Annotated in this window: 22 protein-coding genes; 7 read left to right on the forward strand and 15 right to left on the reverse strand. The window is 59.6% G+C overall.

Features of this window, described 5'->3' with window-relative positions:
• Nucleotides 1-30: 30 nt before the first annotated feature.
• Together J3R80_RS12250 and J3R80_RS12255 are read left to right on the forward strand one after the other, a co-directional pair.
• The gene (locus J3R80_RS12250; RefSeq protein ID WP_275394069.1) at nucleotides 31-2,712 is read left to right on the forward strand and encodes a bifunctional acetate--CoA ligase family protein/GNAT family N-acetyltransferase; all 2,682 of its coding nucleotides are present in this window, start codon (nucleotides 31-33) and stop codon (nucleotides 2,710-2,712) included.
• 25 nt (nucleotides 2,713-2,737) lie between these two features.
• Nucleotides 2,738-3,661, forward strand: coding sequence for a histone deacetylase family protein (locus tag J3R80_RS12255; protein WP_275394070.1), 924 nt, complete (start codon nucleotides 2,738-2,740; stop codon nucleotides 3,659-3,661).
• Here the strand turns inward: J3R80_RS12255 and J3R80_RS12260 are convergent, their stop codons facing one another.
• The 10 genes from J3R80_RS12260 to xdhA all read right to left on the reverse strand — a co-directional run bounded on the left by J3R80_RS12260 (nucleotide 3,662) and on the right by xdhA (nucleotide 15,476).
• Nucleotides 3,662-4,735 (reverse strand): FAD-binding oxidoreductase, encoded by a 1,074-nt coding sequence (locus tag J3R80_RS12260; protein WP_275394071.1) that lies wholly within the window; start codon nucleotides 4,733-4,735, stop codon nucleotides 3,662-3,664. It lies immediately after the preceding gene.
• Nucleotides 4,736-4,855: 120 nt separating this feature from the next.
• Nucleotides 4,856-5,335 carry an EF-hand domain-containing protein gene (locus J3R80_RS12265; protein WP_275394072.1) on the reverse strand — a complete coding sequence of 160 codons (480 nt, stop codon included), beginning with the start codon at nucleotides 5,333-5,335 and terminating at the stop codon, nucleotides 4,856-4,858.
• A 126-nt stretch (nucleotides 5,336-5,461) separates the two neighbouring features.
• Nucleotides 5,462-6,541 (reverse strand): BMP family ABC transporter substrate-binding protein, encoded by a 1,080-nt coding sequence (locus J3R80_RS12270; RefSeq protein WP_275394073.1) that lies wholly within the window; start codon nucleotides 6,539-6,541, stop codon nucleotides 5,462-5,464.
• Between the two features lies 1 nt (nucleotide 6,542).
• Nucleotides 6,543-7,331, reverse strand: a complete 789-nt coding sequence (locus J3R80_RS12275) for an ion transporter (protein ID WP_275394074.1) — start codon at nucleotides 7,329-7,331, stop codon at nucleotides 6,543-6,545.
• 9 nt (nucleotides 7,332-7,340) lie between these two features.
• Entirely contained in the window at nucleotides 7,341-8,264 is a 924-nt protein-coding gene (locus tag J3R80_RS12280) for an ABC transporter permease (protein ID WP_275394075.1), read from the reverse strand.
• Between the two features lie 11 nt (nucleotides 8,265-8,275).
• Entirely contained in the window at nucleotides 8,276-9,361 is a 1,086-nt protein-coding gene (locus tag J3R80_RS12285; RefSeq protein ID WP_275394077.1) for an ABC transporter permease, read from the reverse strand.
• On the reverse strand, nucleotides 9,358-10,839 hold the full coding sequence (locus tag J3R80_RS12290) for an ABC transporter ATP-binding protein (protein ID WP_275394160.1): 1,482 nt from the start codon (nucleotides 10,837-10,839) through the stop codon (nucleotides 9,358-9,360). Before J3R80_RS12290 ends, J3R80_RS12285 begins: the two co-directional genes overlap by 4 nt.
• A gap of 4 nt (nucleotides 10,840-10,843) precedes the next feature.
• Complete coding sequence (gene xdhC, locus J3R80_RS12295) at nucleotides 10,844-11,836, reverse strand: xanthine dehydrogenase accessory protein XdhC (RefSeq protein ID WP_275394078.1); 993 nt, start codon at nucleotides 11,834-11,836, stop codon at nucleotides 10,844-10,846.
• Nucleotides 11,833-14,109, reverse strand: a complete 2,277-nt coding sequence (xdhB, locus tag J3R80_RS12300) for a xanthine dehydrogenase molybdopterin binding subunit (RefSeq protein WP_275394079.1) — start codon at nucleotides 14,107-14,109, stop codon at nucleotides 11,833-11,835. Before xdhB ends, xdhC begins: the two co-directional genes overlap by 4 nt.
• Nucleotides 14,106-15,476 (reverse strand): xanthine dehydrogenase small subunit, encoded by a 1,371-nt coding sequence (xdhA, locus tag J3R80_RS12305; RefSeq protein ID WP_275394080.1) that lies wholly within the window; start codon nucleotides 15,474-15,476, stop codon nucleotides 14,106-14,108. Before xdhA ends, xdhB begins: the two co-directional genes overlap by 4 nt.
• A gap of 231 nt (nucleotides 15,477-15,707) precedes the next feature.
• On the opposite strand from xdhA, the gene J3R80_RS12310 reads away from it, so the two are divergent.
• Both J3R80_RS12310 and dnaE read left to right on the forward strand, forming a co-directional pair.
• Nucleotides 15,708-16,070: a VOC family protein gene (locus J3R80_RS12310; protein ID WP_275394081.1), complete on the forward strand. Its 363-nt coding sequence runs from the start codon at nucleotides 15,708-15,710 to the stop codon at nucleotides 16,068-16,070.
• A gap of 47 nt (nucleotides 16,071-16,117) precedes the next feature.
• The gene (gene dnaE, locus J3R80_RS12315; protein ID WP_275394082.1) at nucleotides 16,118-19,639 is read left to right on the forward strand and encodes a DNA polymerase III subunit alpha; all 3,522 of its coding nucleotides are present in this window, start codon (nucleotides 16,118-16,120) and stop codon (nucleotides 19,637-19,639) included.
• A gap of 67 nt (nucleotides 19,640-19,706) precedes the next feature.
• On the opposite strand, the gene J3R80_RS12320 is transcribed toward dnaE, so the two are convergent.
• On the reverse strand, nucleotides 19,707-19,901 hold the full coding sequence (locus J3R80_RS12320) for a SlyX family protein (protein ID WP_275394161.1): 195 nt from the start codon (nucleotides 19,899-19,901) through the stop codon (nucleotides 19,707-19,709).
• A 158-nt stretch (nucleotides 19,902-20,059) separates the two neighbouring features.
• Between J3R80_RS12320 and hisS the strand changes: the two genes are divergently transcribed.
• The 3 genes from hisS to hisG are packed head-to-tail and all read left to right on the forward strand — an operon-like array spanning nucleotide 20,060 to nucleotide 23,338.
• Nucleotides 20,060-21,547, forward strand: coding sequence for a histidine--tRNA ligase (gene hisS, locus J3R80_RS12325; protein WP_275394083.1), 1,488 nt, complete (start codon nucleotides 20,060-20,062; stop codon nucleotides 21,545-21,547).
• Entirely contained in the window at nucleotides 21,540-22,643 is a 1,104-nt protein-coding gene (locus J3R80_RS12330; RefSeq protein ID WP_275394084.1) for an ATP phosphoribosyltransferase regulatory subunit, read from the forward strand. Before hisS ends, J3R80_RS12330 begins: the two co-directional genes overlap by 8 nt.
• Nucleotides 22,640-23,338 carry an ATP phosphoribosyltransferase gene (gene hisG / locus J3R80_RS12335; RefSeq protein WP_275394085.1) on the forward strand — a complete coding sequence of 233 codons (699 nt, stop codon included), beginning with the start codon at nucleotides 22,640-22,642 and terminating at the stop codon, nucleotides 23,336-23,338. Before J3R80_RS12330 ends, hisG begins: the two co-directional genes overlap by 4 nt.
• A gap of 13 nt (nucleotides 23,339-23,351) precedes the next feature.
• Here hisG and J3R80_RS12340 read toward each other — a convergent pair whose 3' ends face one another.
• From J3R80_RS12340 to trpS, 4 genes are all read right to left on the reverse strand, one after another.
• Complete coding sequence (locus J3R80_RS12340) at nucleotides 23,352-23,993, reverse strand: DUF2461 domain-containing protein (RefSeq protein WP_275394086.1); 642 nt, start codon at nucleotides 23,991-23,993, stop codon at nucleotides 23,352-23,354.
• A gap of 50 nt (nucleotides 23,994-24,043) precedes the next feature.
• Nucleotides 24,044-24,610 carry a hemerythrin domain-containing protein gene (locus J3R80_RS12345; protein WP_275394087.1) on the reverse strand — a complete coding sequence of 189 codons (567 nt, stop codon included), beginning with the start codon at nucleotides 24,608-24,610 and terminating at the stop codon, nucleotides 24,044-24,046.
• Nucleotides 24,611-24,671: 61 nt separating this feature from the next.
• On the reverse strand, nucleotides 24,672-25,307 hold the full coding sequence (locus J3R80_RS12350) for a CDGSH iron-sulfur domain-containing protein (RefSeq protein ID WP_275394088.1): 636 nt from the start codon (nucleotides 25,305-25,307) through the stop codon (nucleotides 24,672-24,674).
• Nucleotides 25,308-25,437: 130 nt separating this feature from the next.
• Nucleotides 25,438-26,463, reverse strand: a complete 1,026-nt coding sequence (gene trpS / locus J3R80_RS12355; protein ID WP_275394089.1) for a tryptophan--tRNA ligase — start codon at nucleotides 26,461-26,463, stop codon at nucleotides 25,438-25,440.
• Nucleotides 26,464-26,488: the final 25 nt, after the last annotated feature.

The raw sequence follows: 26,488 nt of genomic DNA on the forward strand, positions 1-26,488 counted from the left end.
GGGTAATCTATGCGCGAAGGACCAAACAGAATGGACAAAAGCCCACTCAGCCCTCTTTTTGATCCGGGGTCTGTCGCCGTATTCGGGGCAAGCCCGTCTGGTAATTCCGTCGGGGCGCTGGTTTACGCCAACCTGATTTCAGGCGGCTATGATGGTGCCATCCATCCGATCAACCCCAAACACAAAACGATTGGTGACGCAGAGTGTTTTCGCACCATCGCGGATATCGCTGACGATATTGATCTGGCGGTCATTGCAACCCCCGCCCGCACCGTTCCCGGCATCATGCGGGACTGTGCGGTGGCAGGTGTGAAGGCGGCAATCATCCTGTCCGCAGGGTTTGGCGATGGGGACCAGAAGGGGCGCACCTATGAAACCCAAGTCATGCACGAGGCCCGCAAAGGTGGCATTCGTGTTCTCGGACCAAACTGCGTCGGGCTGGTGCGTCCGTGGTTGGGGTTGAATGCAACGTTCCTGAAATCGCAGGCGCCCAAGGGTCGGCTGGCGATGGTGTCGCAGTCGGGGGCCCTGATCTCGGCCATTGCGGATTGGGCAGGGCCGCACCATTCAGGTTTTTCGGCGATGGTATCGCTGGGCAGTTCGCTGGATGTCGATATTGGCGATGCGCTTGACTATCTGGTGAACGACCCCAAAACCGACGCGATCCTGCTGTATATTGAAGGTGTCAAGGACGCGCCGAATTTCATGTCGGCCATGCGCCGGGCAGCGCGTCTGAAGCCTGTGATTGTTCTTAAATCGGGCCGCCATACAGACAGCGCGAAGGCGGCGCACACACATACTGGCGCCCTGATCGGCTCGGATGAAGTGTTTGACGCCGCACTGGAACGCGTCGGCGCGGTACGGGTCAACACGCTGGGGCAGTTGTTCGCCGCGGCCGAGCTTTTGGCCAACATCAAGAAGACAACGGGCGACCGTCTGTGCATCATCACCAATGGCGGTGGCGCGGGTGTGCTGGCCGCCGACCGTGCGGGTGACCTGGGCCTACGCCTACCACCCTTGTCCGAGCCGACGCGCAGGGCATTGGACAAGGTGCTGCCTGCATATTGGAGCCATGCCAACCCCGTCGATATTCTGGGCGATGCAACCCCTGAAGATTATGGCGCAGCGGTCAAAGCCGCGATTGCTGACCCCGAGGCAGATGGCATTCTGGTGCTTCTGACGCCACAGGCCATGACTGATGCCACTGCCGCTGCTCGGGCTGTGAAAGACGCCTTGCCAAAGCGCAACCGTAAGCCGGTTCTGGCCTGTTGGATGGGCGAAGACGTGGTCGCGGAAGGCCGCAAATTGCTGTCCGAGGCCGGGGTTTCGGTGTTTGAAACGCCGGAACGGGCGGTGGAGGGGTTCTCTTACCTCGCGCAGCATTATCGCAATCGTAAGCTGTCGCTGGAAGTTCCGCGTGCGCGTGCGTTCGAACAAGGGCTTGATCTGGACGGGGCACGGATGATCATTTCCAGCGCGTTGGCTGCCGGACGAAGCATCCTGTCGGACACGGAAAGCAAGGCCCTGCTCAGTGCTTTCAACATCCCCGTGAATCTGACACTTGAAGCCAAGACGGCAAACGAAGCGCTGATCGCCGCCGAAACCGTTCGCTTCCCTGTGGCCATGAAAATCTCGTCACCCGATGTGTCGCATAAGACCGATGTGGGTGGGGTGAAGATCAACGTGGCGCACGCCGCATCCGTCACGCGCGCGTTTCACGAGATCATAGGCAGCGTCAGGAAAGCCATGCCGGAGGCGCAGGTGTCCGGCGTCACGGTCGAGGCGATGTCGCATTTACGTCAGGCCCGCGAGCTGGTGATCGGCGCCAGCCGTGACCCGGTGTTCGGGCCGACGATCCTGTTCGGTGCGGGTGGAACGATGGTTGAGGTGATGAAAGACAGTGCGGTGGCATTGCCGCCCCTGAACGCGGTGTTGTCCGAGCGCCTGATCAACCGCACCCGTGTGTCAAAGGCGCTGGAGAGTTTCCGCGACTATGATCCGGTCGACAAGGCGGCGCTTGTGGATGTGCTGAAGAGGATTTCGATCATCGTCAGCGAGTTGCCCGAGATCGTCGAACTGGACATCAACCCGCTGTTTGCCGGGCCGGACGGTGTGTTGGCAGTGGATGCGCGCATAACAGTTGCGCGCCCACCATCAAACGATGGCCGCTATGACCACATGGCGATCCACCCCTATCCGCGCCATCTTGCCCGCGAGACCTTTCTGCGGGACGGCACCCCCCTGACCATCCGCCCGATCCGGCCCGAGGACGCCGAACATGAAAAGCAATTCATGCGCGATTTGTCGGACGAGGCGAAGATGATGCGGTTCATGGGGTCGGTCAACGAACTCAGCCCCGAACTGCTGGCGCAGTTTACCCAGATTGATTATCGCCGGGAAATGGCATTGGTCGCGATGGCCGAGATTGACGGCGAGTCGGTTCAAGTCGGGGTCGCGCGTTATGTGATCAATCCGGACTGGAAAAGCTGCGAGTTTGCCGTCGTGGTGTCGGATCGTATCCAACATCAGGGGTTGGGCACGACGTTGATGAAAGGCCTGTTCAAGGCCGCGCAGGATCACGGGTTGAAAGTGATCGAAGGCACGGTGCTGCGCAAAAACGCCCCGATGCTACGACTGATGAAGGATCTGGGCTTCACGCAACGCCCGGACCCTGACGACCCCGACGTGGTGATCGTCGAACGCGACCTTTAGGCCGAACTTCAGGAGAGGAGACCGAATGCTTTCTATCATATCCCACCCCGAGTGCCGAGATCACGATGCCGGTCCCCTTCACCCGGAAAGCAAGGCGCGGCTTGATGCGATCAACAATCAGCTGATCATGTCGGGCATGGATTACGTTGTGCGCCACCGCGATGCGCCACTGGTTGAACGGGCGCAGCTTGAGCGCGTGCATGACCGCGACTATCTGGACCGGGTTTATGCGCTGGCGCCGGGCCAGGGGATGGAAAGCGTCGAGGTTGATGGCGACACAGTGATGAGCCCCGGCACCTTGCGCGCCGCCGAACGGGCTGCCGGGGCGGGCGTGCTGGGCGTTGATCTGGTGATGGCGAACGAGGCAAATCCGGTCTTTTGCATGATCCGCCCGCCGGGCCACCACGCCGAGCGCGACAAGGCGATGGGGTTCTGCCTGTTCAACAATATCGCGGTTGCCGCCGCACACGCGCTAGAGGCGCATGGGTTGTCACGCGTTGCGATCATTGACTTCGATGTGCACCACGGAAATGGGACCGAAGAAATCTTCAAGACCGAGCCGCGCGTGCTTTTCTGCTCCAGCTTCCAGCACCCGTTCTATCCCTTTACGGGGCATGAAAAGGAAACCGACAACCTTGTCGATATTCCCCTTTCTGCGGGTGCGGGCAGTGCCGAGTTTCGCGAGGCCGTCAGTGCCCATTGGTTGCCGCATCTGCGGGAGTTCAAACCCGAGTTCGTGTTCATCTCGGCCGGGTTTGATGCCCATGTGGCCGATGATATGTCCAGCGTTCAATTAACGGATGCCGACTATGAATGGGTCACGCGCGAATTGAAGGCGGTGGCCGATGAATTTGCCGGCGGGCGGATCGTGTCCATGCTGGAAGGGGGATACGAACCGGATGTGCTGGCCCGGTCCGTGGTGAAGCATCTGAACGTGCTACTGGATTGATCATCCAAACCGCGCAGGGCTGAGCGATGCAACCGTGTCGCTCGCCAGTTCGGGCGGGGTTCCGGCGACAATATCGGACAGCAAACGCGATGCGGCGGGGCTGGTTTGAAACCCATAGCCGCCTTGCCCGGCGAACCAGAGGAAATGCGCGTCCTGCGGCGATGGCCCTATGACCAGATTTCGGTCAGGTGCGAAACTACGCAAACCCGCCCAGTTTGATATCATCCGTTTGACGGGTGCGGTCACCATCTCTTCGTAACGGGCCAATCCTTCGGCCAGCACCATGTCATCAGCCCATGCGTCCTGCGGTTCGACAGGATCGGCGTCGGCTGGGGATACGATCAACGCACCGGCATCGGGCTTGGCATACCAACTTTCGCCTGCACCCATGACCATCGGCCAGCCTGACACGTCGCACCCGTCCGGGGCTGAAATACGGGCCATGGAGCGGCGATAGGGTTGGATGCCAAGCATCTTGATCCCCGCCAGCGCCGCGATCTGATCGGCCCAGGCACCGGCGGCGTTAACAAGTGTTTTCGCGACAAACGAGCCTTTCGGGGTCGTGACCTCCCACCCTGTGTGAAGGCGGGTGATCTGCTGAACACGCGCGCCGGTAATGACTTGTCCGTTTGTGCGCATTTCGCGGGCGAAATTCTGGATCAGCAGATCGGTGTCGATGTCCCAGGCATCCGAGTGATAGCCCGCTCCGACAATGGTTTCGGGATTCAGGATCGGCACGAGCGCAAGTGCTTCGTTGATCGAAATCGACCGCATATTCATGGTGGTCAGATCATGGGCCAGCTTGTCCTCTTGCCCTTGCTTGGCGACGATCATCAACCCGCGGGGGCTGAGCACACCGCCATTGGCGGTCTCGTGGTGGTGACGCGAAGCGCGATTTAGCTCAATCACGCTTGGCGCGCCGTAGCTTTCTTCGAACATCGCCGCTGACCGGCCCGATGCGTGATAGGCCAGCGCGTCCTCGGCTTCCAACAGTGTGACAGTGCCAAGCTGCGACAGGCGCGCACCCGCCGAAACGCCTGCGATACCGCCGCCAATGATGATGAAATCGTCCATGCCTGCCACCGTGTCTGTTCAAGGTCGTGCGTTGGGCGGACCCTGACACGCCACGCAAGAAAGGAAAAGGCCCCGATCTGGTCAGGGCCTTTCCAAGCAGCGGGTCGATCGCGGGTGCCTTTACATGCGTGCAAAATCTTCGGTTGTCAGGACCTTGTCGCCGTTGCGATCCTGTAGCGCAAACCACGGATCGACACCGGCAAGGAATTCTTCCCGTGTCACTTCGCCGTCGCCGTTCAGGTCGGCGTTTTCGAGCGTCATGGACATCGCGGCTCCATGTTCACCCATGACCTGTTTCATGCCCTGGCTGTTGCGTGCTTTCCCCTGTCTGCTTCCTTGACCAATGTTGTTTTCCTTCATGTCGGCTTCGCGGGCTTCGTCGAACTGAACGTATTCGTCCGCGGTCAGGATATCGTCTTCATTGGTATCAAACGTGGTAAATATGTCGCCGCGCCGCTCCTTGGCTTCTTCAAGTGTGACTGACCCGTTTTCATCCAGATCCCAGTTTTCAAGAAAATGTGCACCCGGTTGATTTTGGGCGAAAGACGGTAGCGCGACGGCGATCGCGATGCCTGCGGCGAGAAGGGAAGACTTGTGCATGATGAACTCCGTTTATGTGTATGCACATTAAACGGAGAGAACCTGCGGTTCCGTCGCGGTTGGTTGCATCCGAACAAAAAAGACCCCGCCCGAGGGCGAGGTCCGATGGCTTGAACTGTCCTCAGATCAGCTGGAGGGTATCTCGCCTTCGATGCCTTCGACATAGAAGCTCATACCAGCAAGCGTTCCGTCATCCGCCGTTTCGCCCTCGGCCAGCCAGGCTGACCCGTCCTGCTTGTTCAGCGGGCCCGTGAACGCGTGGTAGCTGCCATCTGCAAGGCTGTCGCGCAATGCCTCTGCTTCTGCTTTCACATCGGCAGGCACGGCGTCAGTGATCTCGCCAATTCCAACCATGCCAGCGCCAATGCCGTCCCAAGTCGACTTGCTTTCCCAGGTGCCATCCATGACGGCCTTGGTGCGCGCGATATAGTAGGGTGCCCAGTTGTCGATGATCGACGAGACACGCGGCATCGGGGCGTATTCCGACATATCCGAAGCCTGACCAAAGGTGATGATATTTCCGGCTTCCTGTGCAGCAGCTTGCGGCGCGGTCGAGTCGGTATGCTGCAGGATCACATCTGCGCCTTGTTCAATCAGAGCCTTGGCGGCGTCCGCTTCCTTGGCCGGATCAAACCACGTATACGCCCAGATGATCTTGAACTGAACGTCCGGGTTGACCTTTTTGGCGTGGATATAGGCCGCGTTGATGCCGCGGATTACCTCGGGGATAGGGAAGGACGCGATGTAACCGATGATATTCGACTTTGTCATCTTGCCGGCAATATGGCCCTGAACGGCCCGCCCTTCGTAGAAACGCGCGGAATAGACAGACACGTTCGGCGCAGTTTTATAGCCGGTGGCATGTTCGAACTTGATGTCCGGGAACTTCTCAGCCACCGCAACGGTTGCGTCCATGTAACCAAACGATGTGGTGAAGATCAGGTCCGCGCCAGACAGTGCCATCTGGGTGATCGCGCGTTCGGCGTCCGCACCTTCCGGCACGCTTTCCTGATAGATCGTTTCAACCTTATCGCCGAATTCTTCCTCTACGGCCAAACGGCCCTGGTTGTGTTCGTAGGTCCATCCGCCGTCACCGACCGGACCGACAAAAATGAAGCCAACCTTTGTCTTGTCTTGCGCGATGGCTGCGCCGGACAATCCGGCGACCATGGCGAAACTGGCCACAAGTGTTCTTACTGCACGCATATCATTCTCCCTTGATGGATTGAGCAGGTTTCGTGTTTTCTTTTTCGCTGTCTCCGCCATTCTCGGCGGCCTCGCGAATACGTCGTTGAATATTTGTTTCACTTTCCAAAAGTGCGGCCGTCACAATGGCAGACGGAACCGCGATGACCCCAAGCCCGATGAACAGCACGAAAGTTGTGAATATCTTGCCGCCGGGTGTGATCGGGAACATGTCACCATAGCCCACAGTTGTGAAACTGGCGACCGCCCACCACAGGCTATCGGGTATCGAGGTGAAGACTTCAGGTTGGGCATCATGTTCGAAAATATAGATCCCGACAGCCGAAACATAGAGCATCAGCCCCGCGATGACCCCAAAGACCATCAGTTCGCCGCGAACCTGCCGGAAGGCGACGACCAAACGTTCCATCGCGTGTGATCCGCGAAACAGTTTCAGCAAACGCACCAGGCGCAACAGGCGGAACGTGCGCACGACCATCCACTGCGGGGTCAGAAGCGCGATGGCTGGCGCGATGCTGAGAAGGTCGATGATCCCCCAGAAGCTGAACGCATAGCGCAGCGGTCGGGGGGCGGTGGTCAGTCGCGCAAGATATTCGAGTGAGAATACGATCAGCAGAAAGATCTCGAACCCCTGCAAGAGGTCACGCAAGTGAACAGGCAGTTGTGGCATTGTTTCAAGCGCGATGGCTATCGCCGAGGCGACAATCAGAATGTCCATCACACGACCAAGATTCACGCTGCCCACGGGCTTGTGCCCGTCAAGGATCTCGTGAATGTCGTGTTTGATCATCAGGAAGGCCTAGTGCGTCGCATGGAAGATGCGCCCCAGTGATCCGGGCGCGCCGTGATTGCCACGCAAAGAGATAACCACAAGCACAAGGATTGTCACGATATAGGGGCTCATCGCCAGGATTTCGACGGGGATTGCGGCCCCTGCCGCCTGTAAATTCAGCTGCAGCACCGTGATGCCGCCGAATAGGTAAGCGCCCAGAAGCACGCGCCACGGGCGCCAACTGGCGAACACAACAATGGCCAGGGCAATCCAACCGGCACCGGCGGTCATACCCTCGACCCACTGTGGCACCCTCACAAGGCTGACATAGGCCCCGCCCAATCCGGCGCACGCACCACCAAAAGCGATGGCCAACAGCCGTACACGGATGACCTTGTAGCCAAGCGCGTGGGCCGCATCGTGGTTTTCCCCAACCCCGCGCAGGATAAGCCCGGCACGGGTGCGGGTCAGCACATACCATGTGACGGCCACGATGATCAGGCTGACATAGACCATCGGGTCATGACGAAACAGGATCGGGCCAAGCACTGGAATGTCGCTCAGCACCGGTATGTCCCACTTGGCCATACTGGGGGCTTTCATCCCCTCGTAGGGTTTGCCGATCAGCGAGGACAGGCCCAGACCGAACAGGGTCAGCCCCAATCCCGTGGCGACTTGGTTGGACATCAGGTAAAGCACCAACACGCCAAACAGCATCGAAAGCGCGGCTCCGGCAGCCGCGGCAGCAACAAAGCCCACGGCTGGGCTGCCGGTGTTGACGCCGATGGCAAAGCCGACCACCGCCCCGGTGATCATCATGCCTTCGACCCCAAGATTCAGAACGCCCGACTTTTCCACCACCGCTTCACCGATTGCAGCCAACAGGATCGGCGTGGCGGCAACCATCAGCGAGGCCAGAAGAAGAAGCGGGTTGATTTGACCAAGATCCATCGTCGCTCTCCTTATGCCGGAACGGTTTTGTTGAAGCGGATGCGGTAATGCGACAGCACATCCATCGCCAGAAGGAAGAACATCAACATGCCTTGAAACATCTGGATCGCGGCGGCGGGCAAACCCAGCATGAGCTGCGCCAGCTCGCCCCCGATATAGGTCAGCGCCATCAGAAGCCCGGCCAGCAGAATGCCGATGGGATGCAAGCGGCCCAGAAAGGCGACGATGATCGCGGTGAAGCCGTAACCGGAGTTGAAGTCGATGGTGACCTGGCCGGATGGGCCCGACACCTCGAACAATCCGGCAAGCCCGGCCAGCGCCCCCGATGTGCCAAGGCAGAACAGGATCAACCGGCTGGGATTGACCCCTGCGAACCGGGCCGCGCGCGGGGCTTCACCGGTCAGGCGCACCTGAAAGCCCAGCATATGCCGGGTCAGAAGCACATAGGCGAAGATGACGGCAACAAACGCGGCGGCCACACCCCAGTGCATGCCCGTGCCGCTGATCAGTTCGGCGTTATAGGCGGCAGGGAAATCGCGGAAGTTGCGTGAGCCGGGGAAGCCCATCCCCTCGGGGTTCTTCAACAATCCCTGACTGACCGAGGCCAACAGGTTCTCGGCCACATAGACCAGCATCAGGCTGACAAGGATTTCGTTGGTGCCGAATTTCACTTTCAAAAGGCCGGGGATCATCGCCCAGATCCAACCGCCCAACGCGCCCGCCAGCACCATTGCGGGGAAGATCAGAACGCTTTCGGACGGATAGAAGGCCAATCCGACACCCGCACCACAGATCGCGCCGATGATATACTGACCCTCGGCCCCGATGTTCCAGATACCTGCACGAAATCCAAGGCTCAGCCCGATTGCGATCAGGATCAATGGGGCGGCCTTGACCAATAGTTGGGGGCGCGAGTAGGGACCGAAGGTTTCGTGAAAAAGCGGATCCCAGAAGATTGTGCGGATCGCCTCCAACGGCGGCTTACCAAGCATCCAAAACATGAAACCGCCTGCAATCATCGTGGCAATAACCGCCAATATGGGCGTGAAACCTGCCCAGAACTGCGATGGTTGGGGACGTTTTTCCAGATGTATCATGCTGCCGTCTCCCGCTCGCCACCACCCATCATCAGGCCGATCGTTTCAACATCCAGCCCCTGCGTGGGCACCGGATCGGCCAGACGTCCCTCGTTCAACGCCGTGAAGCGGTCCGAGATTTCCATCAACTCGTCCAAGTCCTGACTGATCACAATCACCGCTGCGCCATGATGGGCAAGGTCCAGAAGGGATTGCCGGATCGCAGCCGCAGCCGAGGCATCCACCCCCCATGTCGGTTGGTTCACCACCAGCACATCAGGCCGTTGCAGCACCTCGCGTCCAATGACGAATTTCTGCAGGTTCCCACCTGACAGCGATCCTGCGGTGTTATCAGGCCCCGGTGTTCGCACGTCAAAGTCCTTGATGATCTTGCGCGCGAACTGTTCCGTCTTGCCCCAACGCAGAAATCCACGTTTGACGAGCTTTTCGCGCACCGAACCTGTCAGCAGGGCGTTTTCCGTCAAGCTCATATCAGGCGCTGCCGAATGGCCCAGACGTTCTTCAGGCGCGGTCAACAATCCACGTGCGCGTCGGGCGTTCGGGTGCATCATTCCGATATCTTCATCGGCCAGTTTGATCGTGCCGCTCTGCGCGCGCCCTTCGCCTGACAGAACGGCCAGCAGCTCATCCTGTCCGTTGCCCGCGACACCGCCGATGCCCAGCACCTCGCCTTTGCGCACCTCAAGCGAGATGTTGCGGAGACTGGTGCCAAACTCGGTCGGGGATGTCATTGACACATCTGACATTGCCAACGCCACTGCGCCGGGTTCTGCGGATTCTCGGAAGGGCACATGAAGCGTGTCGCCCACCATCATTTCGGCCAGTTGGCGCGCCGATTTTTCACGCGGATCGCATGTATCGACAACCTTGCCCAATCTCAGAACGGTGGCGTGTTCACACAAGGACCGGATCTCTTCCAACTTGTGCGAGATATACAGGATCGCGGTGCCCTCGGCGGTCAGTTTGCGCAGGGTTTCAAAAAGAATGTCGACCTCTTGCGGGGTCAGAACCGATGTTGGTTCATCCATGATCAACAGCTTCGGGTCTTGCAGAAGACAGCGAATGATTTCGACGCGTTGTCGTTCCCCGGCCGACAGCTCACCCACGATCCGCCCCGGATCAAGCGGCAGGCCATAGGCGTGGCTGACTTCGCGGATGCGCGCGGACAGGGCGCGCCGGTCGGGGGGATTGTCCATGCCAAGCGATATGTTTTCAGCGACGGAAAGCGCGTTGAACAGGCTGAAATGCTGAAACACCATGGTGACGCCGGAGCTGCGGGCGGCTGCCGGATTGACCGGCGCAAAACTTTCGCCGCGCAGCGTCATATGGCCCGCATCAGGCTTGACCAGGCCATAGATCATTTTCACCAGCGTAGATTTACCCGCCCCGTTTTCTCCCAGCAAGGCGTGAACCTCGCCCGGCAGGATCGAGAACGAGACCTGATCATTGGCCACGACACCGGGATAGGCTTTGGTCATCCCCTCAAGTGTCAATAGCGCGTTTTGGTGGCGCGTGTCCCCTGTCACCTGGCATTCCCCCGTTGTTTTTTTCGTTGCTTGCCATGCTGTTAAGTAGCGTAGCAGCGACCCCGATCGCAATGGCTTGCGGGGTCTTTCCAAGGCCCGGGTCACCCATCGGGCATTGAATAGTGTTTATCTGCGCGGCGCTGTGGCCAAGGTCGGTCAAGCGTCGCCGAAAGCGAACCCATTTGGTTGCGGACCCGATCAAACCAGCGCTGGCAAAGTCGCGTGACAGAACCGCATGGCAGATTTCCAGATCAAGGCTGTGACTATAGGTCAGGATCAGGTGATGAGCGTTCGGTGGAGCCATCCGTGCCGCCACGGCGGGATTGGGGGCTGGCAGTGCTGAAACATTGGTGGGAATGGTTGTCGGAAACCGGTCAACCGATGTATCGACCCATGTGATCGCCACATTAGCCAGAGGCGACAGCACATCGACAAGCGCGCGCCCAACGTGACCGGCCCCGAAGATCCAGACAGGGATGGTTGGGCAAGCCAGTGGCTCGATTATCCATCCGTTTAGCAGCTGGGGTAATGGACGCAGTCCTTTGGCCCGTGCCTGATCCAGAACACGTTTGACGGCCAACGGGATCGCGTCCGAGGCGGTCACCGGGCGCGCCACAACAGCGTCCCGCACATGTTGTGCAAGATCGTCAGCGGTGTAGCATTCCGTTAACAGCGTGACAGCGCCTCCGCAGCATTGACCAAGCTCCGGTCCCAGTGGCACACGTTTCAGGGCAGCGCTTCTGCCACTTGCCAACAAGTTTCGTGCGGCGATGGTGGCGCGATGCTCCAACTCCCCTCCACCAATCGTGCCACTTTGCCCTTCCTGCCAGACCAGCATCGCGGCGCCCACCTCGCGCGGGGTCGATCCGGCGGTGTCGGCCACGACAACACGGGCAACGGGACCGTGCCGGGCGATGGTGTCGGCAAGCTGGGTCAGATCGAAGCTCATCCGGCGCGCACCCGTTCTATGGCGTTCAGGATTTCCTCGGCCGTGGCGGGGGCATTCAGGGCGTGATATCCGTCGCCGCAGGCCGATACCGCGTCCGCCAGCGCAAGCCATGCGGAAATACCCAGCATCAGGGGCGGCTCGCCCACAGCCTTCGAACGGAAGATCGTATCCTCTTGGTTGGGTTGATCCCAGAGATCAACATTGAAGATGCGCGGGCGATCCGAACACGCGGGGATTTTATAGGTCGACGGTGCGTGCGTGCGAAGCTGACCTTTGCCGTCCCAGACCAGCTCTTCGGTGGTTAGCCAGCCTGCCCCCTGCACATAGCCGCCCTCAACCTGCCCGATATCCAAGGCAGGATTCAGGCTGCTGCCCGCATCATGCAGGATGTCGGTGCGCAGAATACGGTTTTCGCCGGTCAGCGCGTCTATGACAACCTCGGTCAACGCGACGCCATGGGCAAAATACAGGAACGGGCGGCCTTGTCCCTTCATTCGATCCCAATTGATATCGGGTGTTTTATAGAACCCGGTGGCAGACAAGCTAACACGTGCCTCATAGGCTGAAGCGGCGGCCTTGGCGAAGCCAAGGGTTTGCCCTTCCGGTCCGCACAGCTTGTTTTCTTCGAAGGTGATGTCACCCGCGGCGCACCCCCAAAGTTCCGCGATATGTTCAGCTATACGTTCGCGTATGGTCAAGCACGCCGCCTGCACCGCCATCCCGTTCAGGTCAGACCCCGAGGATGCGGCCGTGGCCGAGGTGTTGGGCACTTTCGCCGTGTCGGTCGCGGTGATCCTGACCGCCTCGACAGGCACGCCAAAGCACCGTGCGGCGACCTGAGCGACTTTCTGGAACAGCCCTTGTCCCATTTCAGTGCCGCCATGGTTCATGCGGATCGACCCGTCGGCATAAACATGCACCAGCGCGCCCGCCTGATTCAGATGGGTCAGGGTGAAGCTGATCCCGAATTTGACCGGAGAATAGGCGAGGCCCTTTTTCAGGATCGGATGATCTGCGTTGAACGCATCCACCTTTGCCCGTCGTGCGGCATAGTCCGCCCGATCCAGTAACGCGTCGGTCATGGCCGGAACGTGGAACCCTTCGATGGTCTGGCCGTAATGCGTGGTCTGCCCGTCGCGATAGAAATTGACCCGCCGCACCTGAACAGGGTCCAATCCGCGCGCGGCGGCGACGTGATCCAGTATACGCTCGATCCCCAACACGCCTTGCGGGCCACCAAAGCCACGGAATGCCGTGGCCGAGGCTGTGTTGGTCTTCAGTCGATGGCTTTCGATCCGCACGGCGGGCAGGTGATAGGCATTGTCGGCATGCAGCATCGCACGATCCGCCACTGGCAAGGACAAGTCCTGCGACCAGCCGCAGCGGGCAAGTTGCGTGACCTCCAACCCCAATAGGCGTCCGTCGCCATCCACGCCCGCGCGATAGCTGATGCGGAAATCGTGGCGTTTGCCGGTGATCACCATGTCGTCGTCGCGGTCATAGCGCATCTTGCAGGGGCGTCCCGTGCGCCGGGCCGCGACGGCACAGGCCACGGCCAGCGCGTTGCCCTGGCTTTCCTTACCGCCAAAGCCACCGCCCATCCGGCGGGTTTCAACGCGAATACCGTGCATGGGCACGCCCAACGCCTCGGCCACCTTGTGTTGGATTTCTGTCGGGTGCTGGGTCGAACTGTGAACCAGCATGTCACCCGCTTCCTGCGGGATCGCCAGCGCGGCCTGACCTTCCAGATAGAAATGCTCCTGCCCGCCCATCTCGAACGACCCGGTCAGGGTGTGTGGCGCGGATTGGATGGCGTCGGCAGCATCGCCGCGCGCCCAGATCACCGGGCCGCCTTCGAACCGGCTGTCTGCTTCCATCGCCTCGTCTATGGTCAGGATAGCGGGGCGTGGGTCGATGGTAATCTTGGCCTTTCGGGCGGCTTTGCGGGCGGCAAGATGCGAGGTTGCGACCACAAGGAATATCGGCTGACCGTGATAGAAAACCTCGCCTTGTGCCAACATAGGCTCGTCATGGACCGAGGGTGACACATCGTTGGCATGGGGTAAATCAATAGCGGTCAGCACGTCCACCACGCCGGGCGACTGACGCACCTTCGACAAATCGGCATGGGTGATGACGCCGCGCGCCACATCGCTCAGTCCAAATGCCAGATGCAGGCAATTGGCCGGTGTCGGAATGTCATCGACATATCGTGCCTCGCCGGTCACGTGCAGACGGCCTGAATCGTGGGGAAGGGGATGACCGAGGCTCATGGCTGCACCTCAAGCACGGATGCCGTCAGCCCCTGATCTTCATGCCAATAGCGCAAGAGCAAGTTGCGCGCCGTTTCCATTCGATAACTGGCCGAGGCGCGCATATCGGACATCGGCGTGAAGTCTTTTTCAAACATTGGAAGCACGGCGCGTATTGTCGCCTCGGACCACGATTTTCCAATCAGGGCCGCTTCAACATGGGAGGCGCGTTTTGGAATGCCAGCCATGCCCCCAAAGGCGATGCGGGCATCTTCGACGGTGCCGTCATTTACCGCTATGTTGAATGCCCCCAATACGGCCGAGATATCCTGGTCGAACCGTTTCGACAGTTTATAGACACGAAGCCGGTCGGGCTGACGGTCGAACGAAATTGCCTCGACAAATTCGCCGGGGCGGCGATCCTGTTTGCCGTAATCGATAAAGAAGTCTTCCAGCGGGATTGCCCGTGTCTCGGACCCACGCCGCAAATGCAAGGTGGCGCCAAGGGCGATCAACGCGGGCGGCGTGTCGCCAATGGGCGAGCCATTCGCGATGTTTCCCCCGACGGTCGCCACGTTGCGCACTTGGATCGAGGCGAAGCGGCGCAGCATCTCGGCAAAATGTGGATAGTGCGGAGCAATCGCCCCGCGCAGATTTTCCAGTGTTACGCCCGCGCCTATGCGGATCTTGTCGTCTCGGATGTGAATGTCTTTCAGGTCTTTGACGCCGTTCAGGAAGATCACCGGGTTCAAATCTCGCAGCGCCTTGGTGGCCCAAAGCCCGACATCTGTTGCGCCCGCAATCAGGGTCGAATGGGGCGAGGTCATCAACGCATGTGCAAGTTCGTCCAGTGTTTCGGGCCGCGTTGGGTCTTTTTCGTCTGCCGTATCCGGCATCGTGCCTGCACAGGGGTCAAATCCTTTTGGCACGGCTTCATGGGTGGCGTCGTCGGCGGCCCGAATGATCGGGGCATAGCCTGTGCATCGACACAGATTGCCCGCCAACACATCGTCATGGTTCTGATCACCGTTCAGATGCGCAGCGGTTAGCGACATGGTGATGCCGGGCGTGCAAAAGCCGCATTGCGACCCGTGCCTTTCGACCATCGCTTCCTGAATCGGGTGAAGCTGGTCGCCCTGCGCCAGCCCCTCGACCGTTGTCAGGGATTTACCGTTCAACTGCCCCAGAAACAGGATGCACGCATTGACGGCCTTCGCACCATGCGCGTCGGCAACCATGATCGTGCAAGCGCCGCAATCGCCTTCGTTGCAGCCTTCCTTGGTGCCGGTCAGCCCCCGCGTGTCGCGCAACCAATCCAGCGTGGTCCGCGTGGGGTCCACGTCACGTAGAGTCACACTCTCTCCGTTCAGAAGAAAGGCGATATCCATGAGGTTCGTCCTGCCGCGTTACCCTGTTGTGGCCCCATTTTGCCTGTCTTCGAGGCGGCGTAGAAAACAAGCGGGGTTTTATTGTGTCGGTTAAGCAAAGCCGAGAATCGGCGTTCTGGCAAGAAATTCCTTCTTTTCACCAATGGTCCGGCGTTGGGGGAGGACAGGGATCGGGTCGGTTGCGATTGCCGAGATAATGTATACAATGGCATACATGCTGGGAGATTGCTGATGATCATGCAGTTACATCACGTCCAACTTGCGATGCCGGAAGGGCAAGAGGATCTGGCCGTCCAATTCTATTCAATCCTTCTGGGTTTAGAGGTTGAGCAGAAGCCTGACACCTTGGCCAAGCGCGGGGGGGTCTGGTTTCGACAAGGTGAAGTGCGTGTTCATCTTGGTGTTGAAGAACCGTTTTCGCCCGCGAAGAAAGCGCATCCCGCCTTTCTGTGTGATGATCTTAACGAACTGGCACAAGCTCTTGAAGCGGCGATGTTTCCTGTCCAATGGGACGAAAAGCTCAGCGGTTTCAGGCGCTTCTATACTGCCGACCCTTTCGGAAATCGGATCGAGTTTCTTCAATCGGCACGTTAGACGTTTCTGCGCTTTCCCCGTGACGGGCGGTCGTCTATTTTAACGCAATGACCAAACATCCCCGATTCATTCACCTGCGCGTTCACACCGAATACTCCCTGTTGGAAGGGGCCATTCCGGTCAAGAAGCTGCCGGGTCTGTGTGCTTCTGCGGGGATGCCTGCCGTTGCGGTTACAGATACCAACAACATGTTCGCGGCGCTGGAGTTTTCCGTCACCGCCGCCGGTCAGGGGGTGCAGCCGGTCATGGGTTGTCAGGTCGATGTGGCCTTCGACATGCCCGCCCCCGGTGAAAAGCCCCGTCCCGCCGCGCCGATGGTCCTGTTGGCGCAGAACGAGCGTGGGTATGAAAACCTGATGAAGCTCAATTCCTGTCTTTATATCGACAAAGGGGGCGAGCTTCCGCAGGTGCAGCTTGATGAGCTGGAGCGATATTCCGAAGGGTTGATCTGTCTGACGGGCGGGGCGGAAGGCCCTGTCGGGCAATTCCTGCAAGCCGGACAGAGGCCAAAGGCCGAGGCGCTGATGCAAAGGCTGCACGCTTGTTATGGTGATCGGCTGTATGTCGAGTTGCAACGCCATCCGGGCGAGGGCGGGCAGACCACGCCGGCCGAGCGCGCGACCGAACAAGGCTTCGTCGAAATGGCGTATGCTATGAGCATTCCGCTGGTCGCGACCAACGACGCCTATTTCCCGCAACAGAAATTGTACGAGGCACATGACGCGCTGATCTGCATCAAGGAAGGCGCTTATGTCGATCAGCAGGAGGGCCGCCGTCGCCTGACGCCGCAGCATTATTTCAAAAGCCCCGAGGAAATGATCACGCTGTTTGCCGATCTGCCCGAGGCGATTGATAACACGGTGGAAATCGCCCGTCGGTGCGCCTTTATGGCCTATCGTCGCGATCCGATCCTGCCGAAATTTGCCGATGACGAGGTCGAGGAGCTGCGCCGTCAGGCCAATGAGGGCTTGCGGACCCGTCTTGCGGTGATCCCCCATGCGGTCAGTGTCGAGGACTACCAGAAACGGCTGGATTTCGAGCTCGACATCATCGAAGGCATGGGCTTTCCGGGCTATTTCCTGATCGTTGCCGATTTCATCAAATGGGCCAAGGAGCATGACATCCCGGTGGGGCCGGGGCGGGGGTCGGGCGCGGGGTCACTCGTGGCTTATGCGCTGACCATCACCGATCTTGATCCCCTGCGCTATTCGCTGCTGTTCGAACGGTTCCTGAACCCCGAACGGGTGTCGATGCCAGACTTCGATATCGATTTCTGCATGGATCGCCGGGAAGAGGTGATCCGCTATGTGCAAGAGAAATATGGCCGCGACAAGGTGGGGCAGATCATCACCTTCGGCGCGCTTCTGTCCAAGGCGGCGGTGCGCGATGTGGGCCGCGTGTTGCAGATGCCGTATGGGCAGGTGGACCGGCTGTCCAAACTGATCCCCGTCGAAGGGGTCAAGCCGGTCTCGATCGAGAAAGCCCTGGCGGACGAACCGCGTCTGCGGGAAGAGGCGCGCGCCGAAGAGGTGGTCGAGCGCCTTCTGACTTATGGCCAACAGGTCGAAGGGTTGTTGCGCAATGCCTCGACCCATGCGGCGGGCGTGGTGATCGGCGACCGGCCGTTGGATGCGCTGGTGCCGCTCTACCAAGACCCCAAGTCGGACATGCCCGCGACACAGTTCAACATGAAATGGGTCGAGCAAGCCGGGCTGGTGAAGTTCGACTTTCTGGGCCTGAAAACGCTGACCGTGATCCAGAACGCGGTGGACCTGATCCGGGGGCAGGGGCGCGATATCCATATCGGGCCAAATGGCGAAACGCTGTACGACCCGCCCGAAGGGGCCGAGAACGAGATCAACACGATCCCGCTGGATGACGAGGCGACTTATAAGCTTTATGCCGCCGCCAAGACCGTCGCGGTGTTCCAGGTGGAAAGCAGCGGCATGATGGACGCGCTCAGGCGTATGAAACCCAACTGTATCGAGGATATCGTGGCGCTGGTGGCGCTGTATCGTCCCGGCCCGATGGAAAACATCCCGACCTATTGCGAGGTCAAGAACGGGTTGCGCGAAGTGGAAAGCGTCCATCCCCTGATCGACCATATCCTTGAGGAAACGCAGGGCATCATCGTTTATCAGGAACAGGTGATGCAGATCGCGCAGGTGATGGCGGGCTATTCGCTTGGGGGCGCGGACCTGCTGCGCCGCGCGATGGGCAAGAAGATCAAAGAGGCGATGGACGCCGAGCGCCCGAAATTCGAAAAAGGCGCGGCGGAAAACGGGGTCGAGAAGAAGAAAGCGTCCGAGGTTTTCGACCTTCTGGAAAAATTCGCCAACTACGGCTTCAACAAATCCCACGCCGCCGCCTATGCTGTGGTCAGCTATCAGACCGCGTGGCTGAAGGCGAACCACCCGGTCGAGTTCATGGCGGGCGTGATGAACTGCGATATCCACCTGACCGACAAGCTGTCTGTTTATGCGCACGAGGTGCGCCGGGGCATGGATATCGAGATCGTGCCGCCCTGCGTCAACCGCTCGCTTGAAACCTTCAGTGTTGATCAGGGGCGCGTTGTCTATGGCTTGGGGGCGTTGAAGAATGTGGGCATCGAGGCGATGAAGCTTGTGGTCGAAGGCCGCAAGGTGGATGGGGTCGACAAGCCCTTTGCGACGTTGTTCGACTTTGCCCGCCGCGTCGATCTGAAACGCGTCGGCAAACGGCCGATGGAGATGCTGGCCCGCGCGGGGGCCTTCGACCAGCTTGACCCGAACCGGCGGCGCGTCTTTGACAGCCTTGATGCGCTGGTCAGTTATTCTGCGGCGATTTTTGAGCAACGCGCCTCGAACCAGGTGTCGCTGTTTGGCGAGGCGGGGGATGACCTGCCCGAACCGCGCCTGTCGCCGGTGGGCGATTGGCTGCCCAATGAACGACTGGCCGAAGAGCATAAGGCCATCGGCTTCTATCTGTCCGGCCACCCGCTGGACGATTATCTGCCTGCTTTGAGCCGCAAGGGGATCATGACCCTGCGCGAATTGCGCGACAAGGCCGAACGGGCCGGCGCTGCCGTCGGCAAGGTGGCGGTGAATGTCAGCGGGCTTCAGGCCCGTAAGTCTGCCCGTGGCAACCAGTTCTTTCGCCTGAACATCGACGACCCGACAGAACAGGTCTCGGGCATCCTGCTGTTCGCAGATGATTTCGAAGCCTGCCGCAAGGTCTTTGATGAAACCATGCAGGTGGTCATGCAGCTGGAAGGCCGCTTCGAAGAAGGCCAGTTCGACCCGCGCGGCCGGTCGGTCGCCCCCTTGGATGCGGTGATTGCCGATGCCGGGGGGATGGCGCTGAAACTGTATCTTGATCAGGCAGATACGCTGACACAGGTGGCGCATTTGTTGCAGGATGCGACCGAGAAGGCGCGCAACGTGCGGCCGGGCGAAGTCTCGGTCTGTTTGATGGACCCCACCCTGCCCGGTGAGGTCGAGATGACATTGGGCCAGTCTTTCCCGCTGAACCCGCAGATCAAGGGGGCGTTGAAGTCGCTGCCGGGTGTGGTGGACGTGGAGGAGGTGTGAGGGGCGTTGCCCCTCTGCGCGTGTGCGCATTCACCCCAGGATATTTTTGGCCAGAAGAAACCCGATGTCAGTAATGCGGCGGACGCTCGTCGCCCAAGATCACGCCGCCAGAGTTCGCCTGTTCCCGTTCGGCCTCGCGTTCCATCAGCATCCGCACCCGGTGGGTCATTCTGGACAGCTCTGCATCCTGACGGGCGACGACCTCGTTCAGCTCTTCGACCTGGCGGGACAGGTGGGCGACAGTTTCTTCCAGTTGGGTCAGGCGATCTTGTGTCATGGGGGCGTGATAGCGCGGCTTTCCGGTAAGACCCAGCGGTTTTTGCTGCGCTTGGCAAATCGTGATGCCGCGCAGGCTTTCCTTGCCCCTGTCGGCCCCATCCGCTAGACCGCCCGCAACAGATATCGGAACCGGGACCAGCCATGGCCAAGCAGAAAAAACAGCCCCGCCCCAAGGCGATCACGCCCAAGGGGTTTCGCGATTATTTCGGCGCCGAAGTGGACGAGCGGAAACGGATGCTCGACCAGATCGCGGCGGTGTATCATCGCTATGGGTTCGATGCGCTGGAAAGCTCGGCCGTCGAGACGGTCGAGGCGCTGGGCAAGTTTCTGCCCGACGTAGACCGCCCGAACGAAGGCGTGTTTGCCTGGCAGGAATATGACGAGAAGGGCGATGGCGACTGGCTGGCGTTGCGCTATGACCTGACCGCGCCGTTGGCCCGTGTTTTTGCGCAACATCGCAATGATCTGCCGACACCCTATCGCCGTTACGCAATGGGGCCGGTCTGGCGCAATGAAAAGCCGGGGCCGGGCCGGTTTCGACAGTTTTATCAATGCGATGCGGATACGGTCGGCACGGCCAGCATGGCGGCGGATGCTGAGATTTGCGCGTTGCTGGCAGATACACTCGAAACTGTCGGTATTCCGCGCGGCGATTATTTGGTGCGGGTGAACAACCGCAAGGTTTTGAATGGTGTGTTAGAGGTGATGGGTGTTGACGAGGGCCCCGAACGTGATGCGGTTCTGCGCACCATCGACAAGTTCGACAAGGTCGGTGAAGCCGGGGTGCGCGAGCTTCTGGGCAAGGGGCGGCTGGATGCGTCGGGCGCATATATCGACGGGGTTGGGTTGTCGGATGAACAGGCCGCGCCCGTGCTGGCTTTCCTGACCTCGAAAGGCGAGACAGCCGATCAAACGCTGGCAAATCTGCGTGCGGCGGTTGGTGACAGTGCCATCGGTGCGGAAGGCGTGACCGAGCTGGAAGAGATTGCCAGTCTGCTGGGGGCGCAAGGCTATGGCCCGGACCGCATCGTCATTGACCCCTCGGTCGTGCGCGGCCTTGGTTATTACACCGGCCCCGTGTTCGAGGCGGAGCTGACCTTCGAAATCCTCGACGAAAAGGGCCGTCCGCGGCAGTTCGGCTCGGTCGCTGGCGGTGGCCGGTATGATGACCTCGTTGCGCGTTTTACCGGGCAAAAGGTGCCTGCCGTGGGCGTCTCGATCGGCGTCGATCGTCTGCTGGCCGCGCTCCGCGCCAAGGGGCGGATTGGTGGTAGGGCGGTTGGCCCCGTCGTCGTGACCGTCATGGATAAGGCGCGGTTGGCGGATTATCAGGCAATGGTGGGCGAATTGCGGCAGGCGGGCATCCGGGCCGAGGTCTATCTGGGCAATCCCAAGAATTTCGGTAACCAGTTGAAATATGCTGATAAGCGGGGGTCGCCCGTGGCGATTATCGCAGGATCAGACGAGTTCGAAGCCGGAAAAGTGCAAATCAAGGATTTGGTGCTGGGCGCGAAGATCGCCGAGAATGCCACGCTTGAGGAATGGAAGGAACGCCCCAGCCAGTTTGAATGCGACCGCGCCGAGATGGTCGCCAAGGTGCGCGAGATCGTCGAGGGTTATGATGGCTGACAAGGCACGGGTCCGCATCGAGGCCGCGCGATACTTACGGTTCTTTGAAGAACGTGGCGCCAGCGTCGCGGAAACCGACATCCTGCAACCTGCCGAAACCCTTCTTGACCTTTACGGCGAAGACATCCGTGCGCGGGCGTTCGTCACCCACGACCCGGATTTCGGCGAGGCGATGTTGCGGCCGGATTTCACTGTTCCCGTGGTGCAGATGCACATGGCCGAGGGGGCCGAGCCCGCGCGCTATGCCTATATGGGCGAGGTGTTTCGCGCGCAGGACGAGTCCAAACATCGCGCGTCTGAATATTTTCAGGTGGGGTACGAGGTGTTCGACCGCGCGTCGCCGATCGAGGCGGATGCCGAGGTGTTCGCCTTGCTGAAAGAGGTTTTGGAACCTTTCAATCTACGCGCCGCCACCGGGGATATGGGGCTGCTGTTGGCGGCCGTGCGCGGGCTTGGCACGACGGATCGGCGAAAGGCCGCATTGTTGCGCCATATCTGGCGCCCCCGTCGCTTCCGCGCGTTGCTGGATCGGTTTGCAGGGCGCGCACCATTGCCTGAAGGCCGTGACGCCCTGCTGGCGATGACAGAGCCGATGGATGTGAAGACACCGCAGATCGGACTACGTGCGCCCGCCGAGATCGCCGAGCGGATCGACGCCTTGCGCGAAGATGCCGCCGCCGCACCCATTTCGGCACAGGAGGTCGAGCTGCTGGACGACCTGCTGGGCCTGCGCGAAACCACCGCCAATGTGCTGGAACATTTGCGCGATATCGCGGTGGACATGCCTGCAATAGCGCAGGCGGTTGACCGGCTGGAGATGCGTGCCGAGGCTTTGGCCAAACGTGGAATTGACGTGGCAACGCTGGATTTCGAAGGCAGCTATGGCCGCACCTCGATGGAATATTATGACGGGTTCGTCTTCGGGTTCTATGCCGAGGCCCGTCCAGATTTGCCCCCCGTCGCGACCGGGGGCCGGTACGATGCGCTTACACGGGTTTTGGGTAACCAGAACGGTGAGGCGCGTGACATCCCTGCGGTAGGTGGTGTAATCCGCCCCGAGTTGACGCTGGAATTGACAGGCGAGGCGGGACAATGACCGTGAAGCTGGGCGTGCCTTCGAAGGGCCGGTTGATGGAAAAGACCTTTGACTGGTTCGGGGCGGCGGGAATTGGATTGTCACGCACCGGGTCTGATCGGGAATATGCAGCGGCTGTCGATGGGATCGACGGTGTCGAGTTGGTGCTTCTGTCCGCAGGTGAAGTGCCGCGCGAACTGGCCGCTGGGCGTATCCATCTTGGTGTCACCGGGTCAGATCTGGTTCGGGAAAAGCTGGGTGCGTGGAATGAAAAAGTGATCGAGCTTGCGCCGATGGGGTTCGGTCATGCCGATTTGATCATTGCCGTGCCGAAATGCTGGGTCGATGTGAACACCTTGGACGATCTTGATGCGGTGGCCGCAGCATTCCGCGCCAAGCATGGTTTTCGCCTGCGGATTGCCACCAAGTATCACCGTTTGATCCGCGACTATTTACGCGATCACGGCGTGGCCGATTACCAGCTGGTTGACAGTCAGGGTGCAACCGAAGGCACGGTGAAAAATGAAACCGCCGAAGCCGTCGCGGACATTACGTCCACTGGCGAGACATTGCGCGCGAACCACCTGAAGATCCTGTCTGGTGGACCGGTACACAAAAGCCAGGCCACCCTGTTCAAGTCGCGCAAGGTAAATTGGACGGATTCCGAGCGCGCAACGCTGGCAGAGCTATGCAAAAAACTGGGTATTGATCGTTAGTAAAACGGCGCACTCAGGCGGGCATGCGGTCAACCATCCAATTCCGGATCGGATCGAAGGCGTGAAAGGCATTGGCCATATTTGCTCCTGCGGTTTCACCCATGGCCTGATCGAGTGACAGCGCGTCCTGCCAGACGGCGATGCCTTTCCGACGCAGCAGCATCGAATTCGGGTGATCCGCCGGATAAGGGGCTGGCACACGCTTCAGTTCTGGCTCTGACAGGCGCAGGCCGGCTTTCTGCGCGTTCCCAAACAGATCGGACAATTGATCGCCCGCCGGACCTGCGACGACCTCGCGCCACTGGGTCAGTCGTGGTTTGTCAAAGGCAAACAGGCCATAGCCAATGACAAGGTCATCGGGCTGCAGACCAAACATCCAAGCTGCCCCGGTCGCAGCGTCGCTGAAACTGATATGCACATGGGCGTTGTAGGGGGTTTTGTCTTTCGAGAATCGCAGATCGCGATGTATGCGAAACATTTTGGTGGTGACCTCTGTGCCGTATTGCGCGGCCAATCGAGGGGCAAGATCGTCGCAAAACGTTTTGGCAGCGTCCTTTACCTGGGACGAATATCGGGCCTTGTTCTGTGCAAACCAATCCCGCGTGTTGTTTGCCTTGAGATCCCGTAAGAAGGCGGTGGTTTCTTTGGTGAACATCTTGCTTCTCCCCATCAAGGTGTCTGCGCCGATTGACGCAGACACCGGTGTTACCCGCGCAGTTTGTGATGAAGCAGGATCGGCACGACCAGATCTTCCTCGTCAGTCAGATGCCGCGACAGGAATCCTTCCAGCACCCCCGACAGGTCGTGTACCGACTGAGCCTCTTCCCGCGCTTGCGCTTCGTCCAGCTGGGTTAGTTTTACCACACGATTGGCTTGCCGTGTGAACCGATCCAGCAGATCGTCCAACACAAGGTGGTCAGCCTCCAGCGTATCCAACCCGTGATCGAACCGACCATCGGCAGCGGACAATTCCGGGAAAAACTTGTGATCTTCCCAATGGTGATGCCCGTGCAGGTTTCGCACCAAAAGGTTTCCATAATGGGACAGTTGCCGGGCGTGATCGTCCGGGTCGATTTGCTTGTCCAAATACCCCTCGGTGTTCAAGCGGATCAATTCGGCCAGTTGTCCGAACATAACATGTGCCCCCATCCAGTTTTGAATGGACGCGGCGAAATTCGGGTGATCAGGCCACGCGTCGCGTGGGTAATCCCGAAGCAAAAGGCGCATATCCTCAGGCAGCGCCTCTTGTCTTATTGTGGGCATGTGTGTCATGAAGGGATAGATAGCGTTATATTATAACAATACAAGATATGGTGTAACGCCGCCCCAACCTTCAGTCGGGAGCATCCTTAAACCCGATCTGCTTGTGACCGCCATCGCAGAACGGTTTGTTCTTCGACTGTCCGCAGCGGCAAAGGAATGCCATGCCCAGTTTCGCGATACGCTTGCCTGTACCGGTACACATCTCGACATTCCCGTCGAGCTTCAGGGGGCCGTCCGCTTGCCGATCCACCTTCACCGCGCCGCCTTGCCCGTCCTTTTCCGGCGGGGTCTTGGGTGCGGGTTCGCCAGTTGTCGTAAATCCTGCGTCCACGTGGCTGTTGTCACAATAGGGCTTGTTCTTCGACTGCCCGCAGCGACACAGGGCCACGCGCGTTTGCGTGTCACCGTTTTCGACCAAGATGTTCCCCGCAAGAACCATTGGTCCGTTTTCAAGAATGGCCAGCCGGTTGATCTGTGGCGGTTGTTCATCCCGCCCGTCCTTGCGTTGATAGGCCAGCGCGCCGGAGGGGCAGGCGCGGATCACGGCGGCCACGTCTTCTGCGGCGGCTTGATCGGGCTGCACCCATGGACGGTTTTTGGGATCAAACACCTTCGGCAGTTGCAAGAAACAGTTGCGCGAATGGATGCATCGCCCAAGATCGAAACTGACGTTGATGTCCTGCCCGGTGTATTCTTTCCGTTTCATGGCGCGCTCCTTCTTGCTGTGAACCTCCAGCCTAGCGCGGAATGTCCGATTGACCAAAAAGAGTTAAACGACAAAGGGCGCGAAATTGCCCGCGCCCTTTGTTTACCGTCAAATTTTGATCAGCGCCGCTTTACCCTCGGCGTGAACGCAAAAAGCCCATGATCTCATAAGTTTGATCAAGAATTGGCTGGGCGATGGCTTCGGCTTTTTCAGCCCCTTGCGCCAAAACCCGATCAATCTCGGCCTTGTCGTCCATCAGGCGGGCCATTTCTTCCGATATTGGTCCCAGCTTGGCGACGGCCAGTTCGGCCAAGGCAGGTTTGAACGTACCCCAACCCGCGCCTGCAAACTCGGCAATCACCGCTTCGGGTGAAGTCTCGGACAGGCCCGCGTAGATATCCACGAGGTTGCGTGCCTCTGGGCGACCCTTAAGGCCCTCAAGCGTGTCGGGCAGAGGGTCAGGGTCGGTGCGCGCCTTTTTGAACTTCTTGGCAATGGTGTCGGCATCATCGGTCATGTTGATGCGCTCCATATCGCTTTCGCCCGACTTGGACATCTTTTTCGATCCGTCGCGCAGGTTCATCACCCGTGTTGCCGGTCCTTCAATAATAGGTTCGGGCAGAGGGAAAAAATCTTCGGCACCGAAATCATGGTTGAACTTGGCAGCAATGTCGCGCGTCAGTTCCACATGTTGCTTCTGATCCTCGCCCACGGGGACGTGGGTTGCGTGATAGAGCAGAATGTCCGCCGCCATCAGCGCAGGGTATGCGTAAAGACCCAACGAGACCTTCTCGGCGTTCTTGCCAGCCTTGTCCTTGAATTGCGTCATGCGGTTCATCCAGCCCACACGCGCAACACAGTTGAACAGCCACGCCAGTTCAGTATGCGCAGGAACCTGGCTTTGGTTGAACAATACAGATTTGGTTGGATCAATCCCGGCGGCCAGATAGCCTGCCGTGACCTCACGGGTGGCATCCTTCAATTCCTTTGGGTCTTGCCAGACGGTGATCGCGTGCAGATCAACGACGCAGTAAACTGCCTCGAAATCCTGCCCTTGCATGTCCACAAATCGCTTGATGGCACCAAGGTAGTTGCCCAATTGCAGCCCGCCGGATGGCTTGACGCCCGAGAAGACGCGCGGCGTGTGCTTGGTCATGATATCACTCCGTCTGGATTTCTGA

The sequence above is a fragment of the Aliiroseovarius sp. Z3 genome, from assembly GCF_029105185.1.
Taxonomy (GTDB): domain Bacteria; phylum Pseudomonadota; class Alphaproteobacteria; order Rhodobacterales; family Rhodobacteraceae; genus Aliiroseovarius.

Coding starts and splice junctions, on each gene's coding strand:
- J3R80_RS12250 (WP_275394069.1), top strand. CDS start 31: ATGGACAAAAGCCCACTCAGCCCTCTTTTTGATCCGGGGTCTGTCGCC.
- J3R80_RS12255 (WP_275394070.1), top strand. CDS start 2,738: ATGCTTTCTATCATATCCCACCCCGAGTGCCGAGATCACGATGCCGGT.
- J3R80_RS12260 (WP_275394071.1), bottom strand. CDS start 4,735: ATGGACGATTTCATCATCATTGGCGGCGGTATCGCAGGCGTTTCGGCG.
- J3R80_RS12265 (WP_275394072.1), bottom strand. CDS start 5,335: ATGCACAAGTCTTCCCTTCTCGCCGCAGGCATCGCGATCGCCGTCGCG.
- J3R80_RS12270 (WP_275394073.1), bottom strand. CDS start 6,541: ATGCGTGCAGTAAGAACACTTGTGGCCAGTTTCGCCATGGTCGCCGGA.
- J3R80_RS12275 (WP_275394074.1), bottom strand. CDS start 7,331: ATGATCAAACACGACATTCACGAGATCCTTGACGGGCACAAGCCCGTG.
- J3R80_RS12280 (WP_275394075.1), bottom strand. CDS start 8,264: ATGGATCTTGGTCAAATCAACCCGCTTCTTCTTCTGGCCTCGCTGATG.
- J3R80_RS12285 (WP_275394077.1), bottom strand. CDS start 9,361: ATGATACATCTGGAAAAACGTCCCCAACCATCGCAGTTCTGGGCAGGT.
- J3R80_RS12290 (WP_275394160.1), bottom strand. CDS start 10,839: ATGACCAAAGCCTATCCCGGTGTCGTGGCCAATGATCAGGTCTCGTTC.
- xdhC (WP_275394078.1), bottom strand. CDS start 11,836: ATGAGCTTCGATCTGACCCAGCTTGCCGACACCATCGCCCGGCACGGT.
- xdhB (WP_275394079.1), bottom strand. CDS start 14,109: ATGAGCCTCGGTCATCCCCTTCCCCACGATTCAGGCCGTCTGCACGTG.
- xdhA (WP_275394080.1), bottom strand. CDS start 15,476: ATGGATATCGCCTTTCTTCTGAACGGAGAGAGTGTGACTCTACGTGAC.
- J3R80_RS12310 (WP_275394081.1), top strand. CDS start 15,708: ATGATCATGCAGTTACATCACGTCCAACTTGCGATGCCGGAAGGGCAA.
- dnaE (WP_275394082.1), top strand. CDS start 16,118: ATGACCAAACATCCCCGATTCATTCACCTGCGCGTTCACACCGAATAC.
- hisS (WP_275394083.1), top strand. CDS start 20,060: ATGGCCAAGCAGAAAAAACAGCCCCGCCCCAAGGCGATCACGCCCAAG.
- J3R80_RS12330 (WP_275394084.1), top strand. CDS start 21,540: ATGGCTGACAAGGCACGGGTCCGCATCGAGGCCGCGCGATACTTACGG.
- hisG (WP_275394085.1), top strand. CDS start 22,640: ATGACCGTGAAGCTGGGCGTGCCTTCGAAGGGCCGGTTGATGGAAAAG.
- J3R80_RS12340 (WP_275394086.1), bottom strand. CDS start 23,993: ATGTTCACCAAAGAAACCACCGCCTTCTTACGGGATCTCAAGGCAAAC.
- J3R80_RS12345 (WP_275394087.1), bottom strand. CDS start 24,610: ATGACACACATGCCCACAATAAGACAAGAGGCGCTGCCTGAGGATATG.
- J3R80_RS12350 (WP_275394088.1), bottom strand. CDS start 25,307: ATGAAACGGAAAGAATACACCGGGCAGGACATCAACGTCAGTTTCGAT.
- trpS (WP_275394089.1), bottom strand. CDS start 26,463: ATGACCAAGCACACGCCGCGCGTCTTCTCGGGCGTCAAGCCATCCGGC.